Annotated in this window: 12 protein-coding genes, 1 tRNA gene, 1 other RNA gene and 2 pseudogenes; 9 read left to right on the forward strand and 7 right to left on the reverse strand. The window is 71.0% G+C overall.

Annotated elements, in window-relative coordinates; genetic code table 11:
* Positions 1-102: 102 nt before the first annotated feature.
* On the reverse strand, positions 103-399 hold the full coding sequence (locus tag QMZ92_RS31325) for a type II toxin-antitoxin system VapB family antitoxin (RefSeq protein ID WP_003999914.1): 297 nt from the start codon (positions 397-399) through the stop codon (positions 103-105).
* A gap of 286 nt (positions 400-685) precedes the next feature.
* Here QMZ92_RS31325 and QMZ92_RS31330 point away from each other — a divergent pair.
* A pseudogene (locus QMZ92_RS31330) lies at positions 686-892 on the forward strand (helicase HerA-like domain-containing protein); the annotation flags it as partial.
* 131 nt (positions 893-1,023) lie between these two features.
* Here the strand turns inward: QMZ92_RS31330 and QMZ92_RS31335 are convergent.
* The 5 genes from QMZ92_RS31335 to QMZ92_RS31360 all read right to left on the reverse strand — a co-directional run bounded on the left by QMZ92_RS31335 (position 1,024) and on the right by QMZ92_RS31360 (position 6,403).
* Positions 1,024-2,559 (reverse strand): M28 family metallopeptidase, encoded by a 1,536-nt coding sequence (locus tag QMZ92_RS31335; protein WP_283300959.1) that lies wholly within the window; start codon positions 2,557-2,559, stop codon positions 1,024-1,026.
* A gap of 161 nt (positions 2,560-2,720) precedes the next feature.
* Positions 2,721-3,302, reverse strand: a complete 582-nt coding sequence (locus QMZ92_RS31340; protein WP_283300949.1) for an HhH-GPD-type base excision DNA repair protein — start codon at positions 3,300-3,302, stop codon at positions 2,721-2,723.
* A gap of 268 nt (positions 3,303-3,570) precedes the next feature.
* Positions 3,571-4,866: a YncE family protein gene (locus QMZ92_RS31350; RefSeq protein WP_283300950.1), complete on the reverse strand. Its 1,296-nt coding sequence runs from the start codon at positions 4,864-4,866 to the stop codon at positions 3,571-3,573.
* 287 nt (positions 4,867-5,153) lie between these two features.
* Complete coding sequence (locus tag QMZ92_RS31355) at positions 5,154-5,444, reverse strand: hypothetical protein (RefSeq protein WP_283300960.1); 291 nt, start codon at positions 5,442-5,444, stop codon at positions 5,154-5,156.
* A gap of 197 nt (positions 5,445-5,641) precedes the next feature.
* A complete protein-coding gene (locus tag QMZ92_RS31360; protein WP_283300951.1) occupies positions 5,642-6,403 on the reverse strand; it encodes a CAP domain-containing protein in 762 nt (253 codons plus the stop codon).
* Between the two features lie 669 nt (positions 6,404-7,072).
* Between QMZ92_RS31360 and QMZ92_RS31365 the strand changes: the two genes are divergently transcribed.
* The 6 genes and pseudogenes from QMZ92_RS31365 to QMZ92_RS31385 form a co-directional block, all read left to right on the forward strand.
* Complete coding sequence (locus QMZ92_RS31365) at positions 7,073-7,468, forward strand: hypothetical protein (RefSeq protein ID WP_283300952.1); 396 nt, start codon at positions 7,073-7,075, stop codon at positions 7,466-7,468.
* The gene (locus QMZ92_RS31370) at positions 7,462-7,713 is read left to right on the forward strand and encodes a helix-turn-helix transcriptional regulator (RefSeq protein ID WP_283300953.1); all 252 of its coding nucleotides are present in this window, start codon (positions 7,462-7,464) and stop codon (positions 7,711-7,713) included. Before QMZ92_RS31365 ends, QMZ92_RS31370 begins: the two co-directional genes overlap by 7 nt.
* 193 nt (positions 7,714-7,906) lie before the next feature.
* Positions 7,907-8,038, forward strand: coding sequence for a zinc-binding dehydrogenase (locus QMZ92_RS36595; RefSeq protein ID WP_502962176.1), 132 nt, complete (start codon positions 7,907-7,909; stop codon positions 8,036-8,038).
* A 574-nt stretch (positions 8,039-8,612) separates the two neighbouring features.
* On the forward strand, positions 8,613-10,016 hold the full coding sequence (locus QMZ92_RS31375; RefSeq protein WP_283300954.1) for a DUF6777 domain-containing protein: 1,404 nt from the start codon (positions 8,613-8,615) through the stop codon (positions 10,014-10,016).
* 262 nt (positions 10,017-10,278) lie between these two features.
* Positions 10,279-10,992: a DUF899 domain-containing protein gene (locus tag QMZ92_RS31380; RefSeq protein WP_283300955.1), complete on the forward strand. Its 714-nt coding sequence runs from the start codon at positions 10,279-10,281 to the stop codon at positions 10,990-10,992.
* 404 nt (positions 10,993-11,396) lie between these two features.
* Positions 11,397-11,840 (forward strand): annotated as a pseudogene (locus QMZ92_RS31385) (tyrosine-type recombinase/integrase); the annotation flags it as partial.
* Here QMZ92_RS31385 and QMZ92_RS31390 read toward each other — a convergent pair.
* Positions 11,811-11,898: transfer RNA gene (locus QMZ92_RS31390), tRNA-Ser, on the reverse strand. The pseudogene QMZ92_RS31385 and the gene QMZ92_RS31390 sit on opposite strands and share 30 nt — an antisense overlap.
* A gap of 73 nt (positions 11,899-11,971) precedes the next feature.
* Here QMZ92_RS31390 and ffs point away from each other — a divergent pair.
* Positions 11,972-12,066: signal recognition particle sRNA small type (gene ffs, locus QMZ92_RS31395), an RNA gene on the forward strand.
* Positions 12,067-12,263: 197 nt separating this feature from the next.
* The coding region (locus tag QMZ92_RS31400) for a DNA polymerase III subunit gamma and tau (RefSeq protein ID WP_283300956.1) at positions 12,264-13,855 on the forward strand (1,592 nt) is incomplete at its 3' end.

Genomic DNA, 13,855 nt, shown 5'->3' on the forward strand with positions numbered 1-13,855 from the left:
GCGTCCGTTTGGACGCGAAGCTGCGCCTTACGGGTCGCGAGGCTGCGCCCGACGGGGGCACGAGGTGCGGCCGGCCGGGTCGCCCGCGGCGGGCGACCCGGGTCAGTCCAGTTCGAGCACGCGGGCGTGCAGCACCTGGCGCTGCTGGAGTGCCGCGCGCACGGCGCGGTGCAGCCCGTCCTCGAGGTAGAGGTCGCCCTGCCACTTCACGACATGCGCGAAGAGGTCGCCGTAGAAGGTCGAGTCCTCGGCGAGGAGGGTCTCGAGGTCCAGCTGGCCCTTGGTGGTCACGAGCTGATCGAGGCGGACCGGGCGCGGCGCGACATCCGCCCACTGCCGGGTGCTCTCCCGGCCGTGGTCGGGATACGGCCGCCCGTTTCCGATGCGCTTGAAGATCACACGGAAAGCCTACCGGGCGAGCGGCGGTCGGCGCAGCCAGGCAGCGCCGGTGGGATGCTGAGCAAAAACCCCGCGAAAGCCTCGCAAACCAGGAAGTAGGGGCCGTGTCATGACTGGGGCCGGGCAACCGATCTCGTCCGCGGGCCCGTCCGGGGTGGCGGATCTCTCCGCCGAGGCGCGAAAGACCGTCTCCGGCTCGCGCCCTTTCCGGGCCGCCCCCGAACCGGGCGCCCTGCTCCACGACGGCCGGTGCCTGCCCGGGGCGCTCGTTCCGGATCCCAGCCCCCTGCGGGCCTTCACCCCGGACGGCGCCAAGACGCTGCAGGCGACGGTGTGGACGTTCCCGGACCGCCCCGACGACCTGTGAGGAGGTCCCCACCGCGCCGGGCACGGGGAGGCGGTCGTCACCGTCCTGAGCGAGCCGGGCGCGCCGACCGCCGCCGCGGCGACGCGGTTGCGGGCGCCCCGGTCGCTGATGGGCCCGGTCGGCGACCCGCGGCGCGGTGGGCCGGCGGACCCGGCAGGCGGACGCCGGCGGGGCTTCGGTGAGCGCCGCCGGCGTCGGGAGCGAGGACCCGTCCCGCGGTTCGCACGGGACGGGTCCGGGGAGCGCGGTCCCCGCTGCTACTCGGTGACCTCGTGGTCGTCGTGCAGACCGCCGCCGCTGCCCGTGTCGCCGTCCGTCGGGACGGTGGCGACCGGCTTGCGCAGCGAGCTCAGGTCGTGCGCGTACGTGCCGGCGGCGTTGGCGATGACGTCGATGTTGACGTCGAACGCCTTCATGTTGACGTTCTTGATGTCGTCGCACTTGGCGTGGTAGCACGCGTCGTACGCGACGCCCGCCGTGCCGCCGAACTTCTCGGCCTGCGCAGCGGACTTGATGCCCTCGGCGCCGGTGAAGGTGCCGCCGGACGGGATGCCGGCCTCGACGAACGGGCCGTAGTCGGAACGGCCCGTGAAGTCCGTGCCCTCGTGGGGCGCGCCGACGCGGTCCATGAACTCGTTGATGTCGCGCTCCAGCTGGGCCGAGCCCGCCGGACCGGCCGGCGCGCCGACACCGTCGGAGTCGTCGCCGTCGTACACGAACAGGCCGTAGTTCGGGGATGCGATCATGTCGAAGTTCAGGTAGAGCTTGATCTCCTTCTTGCCCAGGTCGCTCAGGTTCGCGACGTAGTGCTCGGAGCCCAGCAGACCGTTCTCCTCGGCGCCCCACCAGGCGAACCGCAGCTTGTTGGCGGGCCGCTTCTCCGCCTTGGCGAGCTCCAGTGCGACCTCGAGCAGTCCGGCCGAGCCGGAGCCGTTGTCGTTGATGCCGGGGCCGGCGGTCACGGAGTCGAGGTGGGAGCCCAGCATCACGGTGTTGGCGGCGTTCCCGTGCCGCGTCTCCGCGATGACGTTGCGAGTGGTCCGCTTCTCCTGGAGCTGGCGGATCTCGAAGTCGATGCTCACGGGGCCCTTGGCCAGGTCCTCGGCGAGCTTGGTGCCCTCGGCCTGGGTGATGCCGCCGGTCGGGATCTTCCCGGACTCTGGGGCGCCGAGGGTGCCGGAGAGGCCTCCCTCGGTGTTGTTGTAGATGACCGCGCCGATGGCACCGGCGGCGGCCGCGTTCTCCTGCTTGGCGGCGAACGTGCAGCCGCCGCGCTTGATCAGCGCCACCTTGCCGGTGAAGGTCCCGGAGGCGAAGTCCGCGGGCTCGCAGCCCGTGGTGCCGTCGGCGTCGACGGGGACGGCGGCCAGATCGGCCTTCACACCGCCCACGGGGGTCGACTTGGTGTACGTCATCGCCGATATCGCGATGTCGCGCGGCGCGGGGGAGACCACCGAAAGCTTCTCGGCCTGGGTCTCGGTGTAGATGAAGTCGAAGTTCTGGTACGAGACTTCGTACCCGGCCTTCTTCAGCTGCTGGTAGACGTACGCGGCGGAGGCGTCGTAACCCAGCGAACCGGCGGCGCGGTGACCGCCGGTGCTGTCGGCTATCTGCTGGAACTTCTGCAAGTGCTTGAAGGCGTCCTTGGCGGACGACTTGCGGACCAGCTTCTTGGAGAGCTTGGCCGCTTCCTTCGCCGCTCTCTCGGCGGGGTCGTGCCGGTGAGCGGTTGCGGGCGAGGCGGATGCCAGCAGGAGCGGGGTCGCGAGTGCGGCTGCGGCCACGGTGGCCACTGCTCTGCGATGGGTTGCGTTCACAGAGGTCCTTCCCGGTGCGAACGAGGTTGAGGGGAAGCTAGCGATCTCTGACGTGTTCTGTGAACACATGTGCCGCAACTCACGTGATATTTAGCGACTTTGACATCAACTGGTACGTCTTCGGGCGTACTTATGAGTCATTTGGCCGCCTCCGCCGCGCGCTTCAGCTCCTGCTTGTGCGCACGGACCTTGGCCAGCGACTCCGGACCGGTGATGTCCGCGGCCGAGCGGTAGGCGCGCTCCTCGCCGTACGGCCCCGCGGCCTCCCGCCAGCCCTCCGGCGTCACCCCGTACTGCTTGCCCAGCAGGGCCAGGAAGATCTGGGCCTTCTGCTTGCCGAAGCCGGGCAGGGCGAGGAGCCGGCCGAGCACCTCCTTGCCCGGCGGAGCGTCCTTCCACAGCGCCGTCGGGTCGCCGTCGTACTCGTCCACCAGGTACTGGCACAGCTGGTGGATCCGTTTCGCCATCGACCCCGGATAGCGGTGCACCGCGGGCTTCCGCGACAGCAGCGCGGCGAACGCCTCGGGGTCCTGGGCGGCGATCTCGTGGGCGTCGAGATCGTCCCCTCCGAGGCGCTCGGCGATCGTGAAGGGGCCCGTGAAGGCCCATTCCATCGGGACCTGCTGGTCCAGCAGCATGCCGATCATCAGGGCGAGCGGGCTGCGCCCGAGCAGCTCGTCGGCCTCGGGCTGCTGGGCGAGGTGGATCTCGGGACTCATTCCCCGATGATCCCTCCCGCGCGAACGCGACGCACCCCCGACGCGGCCCTTCGGGGCTTCGCGGGGCCTGTCGGCGGATCCCGGCGGGTGCCGTCAGCCCGGCTTCCGCGCCTCGATCGGGAAGCGCGTCGTCCGGGCCGCGAACGGGCCCTCCGTCGCGATCCCTTCGCGCAGCTCGCGGAGCCGGAGCCGCCGCCACCCATTTGCCCGGGTGCCGGCCGCGCCGTGGTCCGAGGTCCCGCCGTCCCGCGCCGCGGCGGCCGGGGGACTACCCGCGCGCGGGCGACGGGCCCGTCCAGTCCGCCGCCACCTTGCCGAGTCGTACGCGCTGGGGATGGTCCCCGACCGGCACGCTCGCCACCTTGCGGCCGGTGGCGAAGTCGATCGCGGTGACCGAGTCCGATCCGCTCTCGGAGACCACACAGGACTTCCCGTCCCCGCTCACCGTGGCCCAGTACGGCTTCGAGGCCGTGATCAGCGGGCCCTCCTCGAGGGTGGCCCGGTCGACGACCGTGGCGTAGTCGTCCATCGTCCCGGCCACGCAGATCTTGTCGCCCGCGGGGCTCATCGAGATCCCGTGGTGGCGGGAGTCGTTGACCCAGGTGGTGCGGTCCTCGCTGGTCGCCGGATTCTTCGGGAGGGTCTTCCCGCGGGTGATGCGGTCGGCGGCGACGTCGTACTCCAGGAAGCCGTTGAAGAACGACACCTGGAAGTAGAGTTTCGACTCGTCGGGGGTGAAGGCCACGGGCCGGACCGCGTCCGAGAGGTCCTTGCGGCCGAAGTCGTCCAGCCGCTGACGCATGTCGACGACCTTCACCGTGCGGTAGGTCTCGGCGTCGACGACGGTGATCTTGCGGTCGCCCTTGGTGAAGTCCCAGAAGGGGTCGTCCAGCGCGGTGTTGACCTCGCCGATCGCGCTGTTCCAGATCCGCTTGCCGCCGTCGGTGAAGACGTTCTCGTGCGGCTTGTCTCCGGTGGTGAACGAGCCCGTCTCCCGGCCGGTCCGGATGTCGAGGACGTGCACGGTGTTGGACGTCGACGCGGAGACCGCGACACGGGCTCCGTCCGGGGAGACGGCCATGTGGTCGGAGCGGTGACCCGACACCGGGAAGCGCCAGTTGAGCTTGCCGGTGGCCACGTCGACGGAGACGACGTCGGCGAAGCTCGGGCGGGACACCACGACGGCCGACCCGTCCGGCGTCGAGTACATGTCGTCGACGAACTGGTCGTGCCCCTCGCCGACGGACATCCGGATGCCGAGGAAGTAGGCGAGCTTCACCGGGTTGAGGTAGATCTCCAGCATCCGCTGGTCCTTGTCCGGGATCACGTTGATCCGGCCGATCCTGGCGAGGGACCCGGAGGCCTCGAGGACGTCGGCGGTGCCGTCCCAGTTGTTGCCGACGAACAGCACCTCGCGCAGGCCGCCGGTGCCGGAGGCGGCGGTGGTCGTGGTCGCCGCGGCCGGCGCCGGGGACACCGGGACCGCGGCCGCCGGGGCGGAGGCGGCGGTGACCACGAGGGCGACGGCGAGACCGGTCAGGGTCGGGGGAAGTGCTGTCTTCACGGTGCGCTCCTGGGGTGTGGGACAGGAGGGAGACAGGGGATTACCGGCGGTAAGGTACTGGTGGGTCACATGAAAGACCAGAGGTCCGGCAGGACTTCCCGCGGCGGCCGCCGGGAACCGCCTCCGGAACGCGCGTCGCACGTTCCCGGCCCGGGACGCCCGCGTCTGTCCCCGCGCGTCCGCGTCGGCGTCGCGTCTCCGCCGGGCCCTCCGTCCCCGCGTCCGGACAGACCCGCCGATGCCACGTTCCTCGGCCGTGGCCCGTCCGCGTTCCGTACGACGACGCGTCAGGCCGTGTCCCCTCCCGTGCCGCCCTCCTCGCGCAGCCGGGCCGCCCGTATCCGCGGACAGCGCGTCTCGGGGGCGCTGAGGGTACGCGAGGCGGCTCGCCGGTAGGCGCCGCGCGCGGCGGCGGTGTCACCGGCCCGCTCCAGCAGATGAGCCCCTGCGCGTCCACCGGCCCCCCGGACTCCGCCAGGCCGTCGTTGACGGCCTCCATGCGGGGCCGTGGAAGGAGGCCCGCCGGCCATCGCCTCGTAGCCGGTCTGCGAGCCCTGGACCATCACCAGATACTTCATGACCTCGCCCCTCGGCTCTCCCCTGCCGTTCCCCCGCTGCCGCTCACCGCCGGCGCCCGCCCTCCGCCCTCCGCCGACCCCGGGCCGGGTACGGGTACGGCGAAGGCCCCTGGACCGCCGGGGGCGGTTTCCAGGGGCCCTTTCGCAGGCCGCGGTGGGGGTCCGTTCGCGGGGGCGGCGAACGGCCGCGGTCATGGTCAGCGAGCGGTGCCGAAGTCCTGGGTCCAGTAGTTCCCGGGCTGTGCGAGGCCGACGCCGATCTCCTTGAACTCGCAGTTCAGGATGTTCTTCTTGTGGCCCGGGCTGGACATCCAGCCCGCCATGACCTTCTCGGGCGTCTCGTAGCCGTAGGCGACGTTCTCGCCGTACGTGCTCCAGTTGTACCCGGCACGGGAGATCCGGGTGCCCGGGTCCGAGCCGTCGGAGCCAGTGTGGGACATGTTGCGGTGGGAGGCCATGTCCTGGCTGTGGTCCTGGGCGGCCTTGGTCAGCTTCGCGTTGACCGTCACCGGGGAGCATCCGGCCTTGCTGCGCTCGCTGTTGACGAGCTGCACGACGCGCGCCACGGCGCCGGAGGCGGGAGCGGAGGACGCGGGCGCGCTCGGGGAGGCGGTGGGCTTCGGCGCCGCGGGCTTGGCGGGTGCGGGAGCCTGCGGCGCCGGCTCGGCCGGGGCGGAACCACCGGGCTCGGCCGCACCCGGCTCCGAGCCGGGCTGCTCGGCGCCGCCGGGCTCACCGCCGTACTTCTTCTTCCAGTCCCAGCCGCCCTGCTGCCAGGGATTCCCCGACGAGGCGTTCTTCCAGTTCCCCCAGGACCGGCTGTCCCGGCTTTCCGGGCGGTTCTGACCGTCAGGCTGGTCCATACAGGCCATGGCGACGGAAGGCACGGCCACGGCGCCCAGGGCGACGGCGGCGATCGTTATCTTCCGGTAGTGCGTCGTTCTGCGGTGCTTCCTCATGCATGACCTCACTCGGTTTTCGCGGAGCGCCCCCGGGGAACGGTCGACCCGGCACTGGTCCTGTGCTGAGCTGCGGAGACGCCTTTGCGGGCCGCCATTGTTAGAAGCGCCGCGGGGCGTGAGCAATGAGCGCCGTTACTACCTCGGCTCGTAGGGCGGGACGCCTCTTGAAATGGGCTCCCATGCGTGCTGGCCCCGATTCCGGGCCGGCGCGCGCTTCTGCTGACCCGTCAGAAACCCCTGGGTAACCCACAAACGGGCGGAACCGGCGAGCCGGTCGAATAGCCCCATGACGGCCGCGGGACATGTCTCGCTCAAAGTGGACAAGTCTCATTTGTCCAGTCCCGGGCTTTCTACTATTCCGCCGCCCTAGTGTCGAATTCGGCGTGACGGATGTCACGGAATGGGTTGGGGGTTCGCGGAACCGCGACGACCCGGGTGGGGTGGACGCGCGGTCGAGGCGCTCGCTGCGGCCGGCGCCGGCATCGATGGGCGGTGGCGGCAGGTGGGTCGGCCACGGGCGGGTCGGCGGTCGGTCGCGGAGGTCGGCTCGACGGCCAGAGGTAAAGAATTCTTGACTCGGTGTGCGTGCGGCTTGACCCTCGCCGTGTCAGGTTTCTTTCACAAGGGGGAGGGGGTACGGCGTTCGAGGAGAAACGTGCCCGGAACATGGGGGTGGCTGCGATCGCCGCGTACGCGACCTACCTCGCCGTGGTTCTCGGACGGGCTGACGGAGCCGCGCCGGCCGCAGCGCCCTACGCGTCCGCACCGCTCCGGAGCGTGGGCACGGCCATCGCGGTGGCCATCGCGCTCCACGTCGCGATCGCGCCGGCCTCGCCCGGGGAGGCCGGCCCCAAGGGCGAGCGCGACCGGGAGATCGCCGGGTTCGGCGAACTCACCGGCCAGTCCTTCGTCGTTCTGGGCGGGGTCGCCGCCCTCGTCCTGGCCATGGCCGAGGCGGACCACTTCTGGATCGCCAACACCGTCTGCCCGGCCTTCGTCCTGTCCGCGGTCCTCGGCTCCGTGGCGAGGACCGGCTACCGGTGGGGCTTCCAGCCGTGGTGAAACCCACCCGCGTCACGAACTCGATCCGCTCCCTCCGCTTCGCGCACGGGGAGATGACCCAGGCGGGGCTGGCCGACCGGATCGGGGTGACCCGCCAGACCGTCATCGCCATCGAGAAGGGCCGGTACTCGCCCTCGCTCGAGATGGCGTTCCGAATCGCCCATGTGTTCGGAATTCCGATCGAGCAGGTCTTTCAGTACCCGGCCGGCGAACCCGGCAGCGGGGGTGAAGGGGGAAGCACGTGAAGGCCGTCGCACACGACACCTACGGCTCCGGCGGGCGCTGACCCTGGGGAACGCCGGTCCTCGTCGGCGGGGAGGGCGGGGGCGCTGGCTCGGCGGCACGGACCGGGTGCTGCGGGCGCTGCTGCTGTCCCCGTTCGTACGGCAGCGGCTGTGCGGGCTGTTCTCGGCGGAGCGGGTCTAGGGCCTGGAATCGCTGAAGGAGCTGATCGAGGCCGGCAGCGTCACCCCGGTCGTCGACAGGGCCTATCGGCTGAGTGAGCTGCCCGAGGCCATCCGGTACCTCAGGGAGAGCGGGGCGCGCGGCAAGGTCGTGATCACGATGTGACGCCACGACCCGCCTTTTCCCTCCCTCTTCTCCTGTCGGCCTCCTCCTCGGCCTCCGACCCGTTCAGGGCAGAGGCCGAAGGCATGTGTGCACGCCCATAACCGGGCGCCCTGACCTGTCAAGTCCCGAAATGCAGCGGCATGACGTGCATGCGGCGACCGGGCTTTCCTGGGACCGGGTCGGCGGAGAGCACCGTCCTTCCGCATCGAACGCGCCGCTTGCACTGCCGGATGACAGGTGCAGGGGAAATTTCCAAGATCCACAATTCCCGGACCAGAAGCCCATAATGACGAGAGGGAGAGCAAATGAGGACCACCGTCATTTCCCCGATGTCCCCGATCCTGGGGAGAGTGCCGTGACGTCAGAGCTTCCTCCGTCCGAGCGCCCCACACGCCCCACGGGCCCCCCGTCCGGTCCGCTGACCGGCCGGTCCTCCGACGAGCGGGAACAGCCCCCGCCCGGCCCCCCGCCCCCGCCCGGCCCCCCGCAGGAGCCGCCCGCCGCGGGCGGATCCGGTGAGCCGGGCCCGGGCCACGGAAAACCGCCGCTCTGGCGGCGGAGCCGGCTCACGCTGGTGAGTGCCGGCACGGCCGTCGTGGTGGCGTTGGCGGTGATCCTCGCGTTCTCCGTCATGGGCGGGGGATCCCAGCCGGGCGGGGAGATCTTCCTCCAGACCGCCTCGGCGGCCGGTCGTGACCCGTTCACCCCGTCTGTCGCCACGGACACCCGGGACGCCGAGGCCCCGTCCGGTTCCGACACGTCGAGGATCGGCTCACGCACCGTCGCCGTGAACGGCGCGCATCCCGGTCTGTACGGAGGCACGCAGAACGTCGCGAGCTGCGATGTCGAGAAACAGATCACGTATCTCGTGGAGAACGAGAACAAGGGCAGCGCCTTCGCGGGCGCCCTGCGCATCCAGAAGGCCGAAGTGCCCGCCTACCTGCGGTCGCTGACGCCGGTTCGGCTGACCTGGGACACGCGGGTCACCAATCACGGATACCGGGACGGCAGCGCCACCGAGTACCAGGCGGTCCTTCAGGCCGGTACGGCAGTGCTCGTCGACGACCGCGGCGTCCCGCGCGTGCGCTGCGCGTGCGGCAACCCGCTCGCCCCTGCCGTCGCGGTCCAGGGCGAGCAGAAGTACTCGGGCAAGAAGTGGGCGTCCTTCCGCTCGTCCACCGTCGTCGCGGTCGTCCCGGCGCCCAAGCCGATGAAGGCCGTCACGATGTTCGATCCGGAAGCCAAGGCATGGTTCGAGCGCCCGAGCGGAGACGCCCGGGGCCGGAGCGACCACCGGATTCCCGCTCCGAAGGGCCAGCCGCCGGACGCGGCATTCCCGGTTCTGCCCGAGCCTTCGAAGGACTCCTCGGACGTGTTCCCGGAAGGTGAGCCCGAGGGGGAGGACCAGGACACGCAGGACGGTGGGACGGACGAGGACAAGGAGAAGGGCAAGGACGAGAAGAAGAAGGAGAAGGGCAAGGACGAGAAGAAGGAGAAGGAGAAGGGAGACGAGCAGCAGAAGGAGGATGACCCGTCGCGCAAGGACGAGGAGACGGGCAAGCCGTCGGACGAGGAGCAGAAGAAGGAGAAGCAGAAGAAGGACGAGGAGGAGAAGGACGACCAGCGGCAGAAGGACGAGGAAAAGAAGAAGGAGGACGACAAGAAGAAGGACGACAAGAAGAAGGAACAGCCCGTGGCGCCGGACTGGAAAGAGCCGCCATCGCCGGATGAGCCTGAGAAGCCCGTGGCGCCCGAGACGGAACCGGAGCAGCCCCCGCAGGAACAGGACCAGCCGGTCGCGCCCGAGCAGCCACAGCCCCCCTCGCCGCAGGAGCCGACCGAGCCACAGCAGCCGGAACAGTCGGAGCAGCAGCTTCCCGAGTCACCCCCGGCGGAGCAGCCGCAGCAGCCCGACCGGCAGGAGCAGCCGCAGCAGCCTGCTGAGGAACAGCCTCAACAGGAGCCGCAGTACTCGTAGCGCCATGGTCCCGAGCCCTCGGTCCAGGGGCTCGGGAGGACTCCCGTGGCCCGTAGCCCGTAGCCCGTAGCCCGTAGCCCGTCGATGCGTGGATTGCGCCCACTCCATTTCGTTCGCATGTTCGCATCTTGTGCATCGGCGTGCGCCCTCGGTGCCGGCGACCGACCCTGGAGAAGGGCGCGGCCGCAGGAGGTGGCATCCGGCCGTATCCCGGTGGCAACCCCCGAGCGAGCCCGGACCCAACTGGAAGGTGGACGTCGCCATGGAGCAGCCCCCGGTCGTCTCCGCGCAGGAGTGGGAGTCCGCGCGGCAGGAATTGCTCGTCGAGGAGAAGCGGTTGACCCGAGCTCGTGACGAACTGGCCGCCAAGCGCCGCAGGATGCCGTGGCTGGCGGTGGAGAAGGACTACGCATTCGAGGGTCCGGAGGGCAAGGCGAGCCTGCCCGACCTGTTCGAGGGCCGCCGGCAGCTGGTCGTGTACCGCGCCTTCTTCGAGCCCGGTGTCTTCGGCTGGCCCGCCCACGCCTGCCGCGGCTGCTCCATGGTGGCCGACCACGTCGGCGACCTCGCTCATCTGAACGCTCGCGACACGACTCTCGTCTTCGTCTCGCGTGCGCCGCAGCCGGACATCGAGCGGGTGAAGGCCCGGATGGGCTGGACGATGCCCTGGTACACGATCGCGGGCGACTTCGACGCCGACTTCGGGGTGGACGAGTGGCACGGCACGAACGCTTTCATCCGCGACGGCGACAGCGTGTTCCGCACCTACTTCATCAACAACCGCGGTGACGAGGCGCTGGGGAGCACCTGGAGCTACCTCGACATGACCGCTCTCGGGCGGCAGGAGACGTGGGAGGACTCGCCCGAGGGCTATCCCCAGACCCCGCCGTACGAATGGTGGAACTGGCACGACGAGTACGGCGACGACGCCGAACCGGCGCCGGAGTGGCTGGCCAAGACCCGTGAGGCCGGCTGAGCCCCTCCTCATCCGGGCGAGGGCGTCTCACCGGCTCAGGCCGCGGACCACGGCGGCACAGCCGCGAGCGGCCGCGTACCCCGCGATCCCCAGGCCGATCCCGACCAGGGTCAGCACGATCCCGAAGGCCCCGAGTACCACCGACACGGCCGGCGCGGTGAAGCCCCTCTGCACTCGTCCGAGTGCCCCGGAGGCCGCAACGCTGCCCGACTGCTCGTCGAGGAAGAACCGCGCGTCGTACGAGTTCCCCCGGTGGTCGCCGGCAGGAAGAACCGCCCGTTCGGCACGTGCACGTCGTACGGCCGGCTGCCGGGTTCACTTCGCCGCGCATCACACACGGTCCGTCGACCGGCTCCGCGTTCACCGTGATCCGATCTCCGTCGCACACCACGTGATCGCGGCCGGAGAGGATCGCGGTCGGCAGAGACTGGGAGGACAAGGGATACGTCTTCGCCTCGCCGACCGTCGGGCCCCTCAGCCCGAACACCGACGTCCACGTCTGGAAGCGACTGCTGCGGGACGCGGGCGTGCGGGACGGCCGCCTCCAGGACGCTCGCCACACCGCCGCGACCGTCCTTCTGATCCTCGGCGTCCCGGACGTCGTGGTCGACGCGATCACGGGCTGGGAGTCCGGGGGAGCGGCACGTATGCGGGCCTGGTGCATGCACGTGACCGGGACGCTGCTGCGGAAGGTCGCGCAGCAGGTCGGCGAGCCCTCTGGGAGCCGCCCGGAGACGGTGGAAAACCCGACTGAGACGGAAACCGAGACGGACGAACGCCAGAGGGCCGGACCGCTTGCGCGATCCGGCCCTCTGAGCTGGCGGAGGATACGAGATTCGAACTCGTGAGGGGTTGCCCCCAACACGCTTTCCAAGCGTGCGCCCTAGGCCTCTAGGCGAATCCTCCGCCGGAAACATTACATGACGCGGAGGAGTGCTCGCGAACTCGTTCCCCGCCCCCACCATCGGGTAGTCTGTGCGCAGCCCCTCACGTGGCGCTATCTGACTGAACTCCCCCAGGGCCGGAAGGCAGCAAGGGTAGGTCGGCTCTGGCGGGTGCGTGGGGGGCCCTTGCGTTTGCGGTCGTCGCCGTCGGGCGCGACGTCCGGATCCCGGCCCGGTCCGTGGTCCGGATCCGGTCCGCCGTCCGGGCCCCGGTCCGGCGGTGCGGTCGCGGATCCTCCCCCGGCTGCGCCCGTTGCCCGCTGCCCCGGGCGCCCGGTCCCCCGGTGGCCGCCGTGATTGTCGGTGCGCCCCGATAACCTCGTATGCGTGTCGTCCCTTGCGCTGTACCGCCGCTACCGACCCGAGTCCTTCGCCGAAGTCATCGGGCAGGAGCATGTCACCGACCCGCTGCAGCAGGCGCTGCGGAACAACCGGGTCAATCACGCGTACCTGTTCAGCGGGCCGCGCGGATGCGGAAAGACGACCAGTGCCCGCATCCTCGCGCGGTGTCTGAACTGTGAGCAGGGTCCCACTCCCACCCCCTGCGGCGAGTGCCAGTCCTGCCGGGACCTCGCGCGCAACGGGCCCGGGTCGATCGACGTCATCGAGATCGACGCCGCGTCGCACGGTGGTGTGGACGACGCCCGAGAGCTGCGTGAGAAGGCGTTCTTCGGGCCCGCGTCCAGCCGTTACAAGATCTACATCATCGACGAGGCGCACATGGTCACCTCGGCGGGCTTCAACGCCCTGCTGAAGGTGGTCGAGGAGCCGCCGGAGCACCTCAAGTTCATCTTCGCGACGACCGAGCCCGAGAAGGTCATCGGGACGATCCGGTCGCGCACGCACCACTATCCGTTCCGCCTCGTGCCGCCCGGCACTCTCAGGGAGTATCTGGGAGACGTGTGCGGCAGGGAGCGGATCCCCGTCGAGGACGGGGTCCTCCCCCTGGTCGTGCGGGCCGGGGCGGGTTCGGTGCGCGACTCGATGTCGGTCATGGACCAGCTGCTGGCCGGCGCCGCGGACGACGGTGTGACGTATGCCATGGCGACGGCCCTCCTGGGCTACACCGACGGATCGCTGCTGGACTCGGTCGTGGACGCCTTCGCGTCGGGCGACGGTGCCGCGGCGTTCGAAGCCGTCGACCAGGTGATCGAGAGCGGCAACGACCCGCGCCGTTTCGTCGCGGATCTGCTGGAGCGGCTGCGGGACCTGGTGATCCTCGCCGCGGTGCCGGACGCGGCCGAGAAGGGGCTCATCGACGGGCCCGCGGACGTGGTCGAGCGGATGCAGGCGCAGGCCCAGGTGTTCGGGGCCGCCGAGCTAAGCCGGGCCGCCGACCTGGTCAACACAGGGCTGACGGAGATGCGGGGCGCCACCTCGCCCCGGCTGCAGCTGGAGCTGATCTGCGCCCGGGTGCTGCTGCCCGCGGCCTTCGACGACGAGCGGTCCCTGCAGGCCAGGCTCGACCGGCTGGAGCGCGGTGCCGCCGCGTTCACGGCGCAGGGATCCGGGCCGGCGATGGGCTACGTACCGGGGCCGGAGGCGCATGCGCCGATGGTTCCGGGTGGTGGGCCCGCCGCCGCGCGTGCGGCGGTACGGGGCGGGGGAGCGGCACCCGACCAGGCCCAGCCGCAAGCGGCCCCGCCGCAGCCCGCCCCGCCCGAGCCGGCCCAGCAGCCCGCCCGGCCCGAAACCCCGGAGCCCAGGCCCGTGCAGGCCCCCCGGCAGCCCGTCGAGGAGGAGCCCGCCGGGTCCGCGGTCCCGCAATCCCGGACGGACCCGTCCCCGGCTCCCGCCGAGGAGTCCACCGCACCGCGCCCCGGCGCGTGGCCGGGTGCCGCGGCACCCGGCTCCGGTGGTGGTGCCGCCGCACGTCCGGGCGCCTGGCCCTCGGCCGCGGCGCCCGGCCAGGGCGCTCG

Source organism: Streptomyces sp. HNM0645, from assembly GCF_030056615.1.
GTDB classification, from domain to species: domain Bacteria; phylum Actinomycetota; class Actinomycetes; order Streptomycetales; family Streptomycetaceae; genus Streptomyces; species Streptomyces marianii.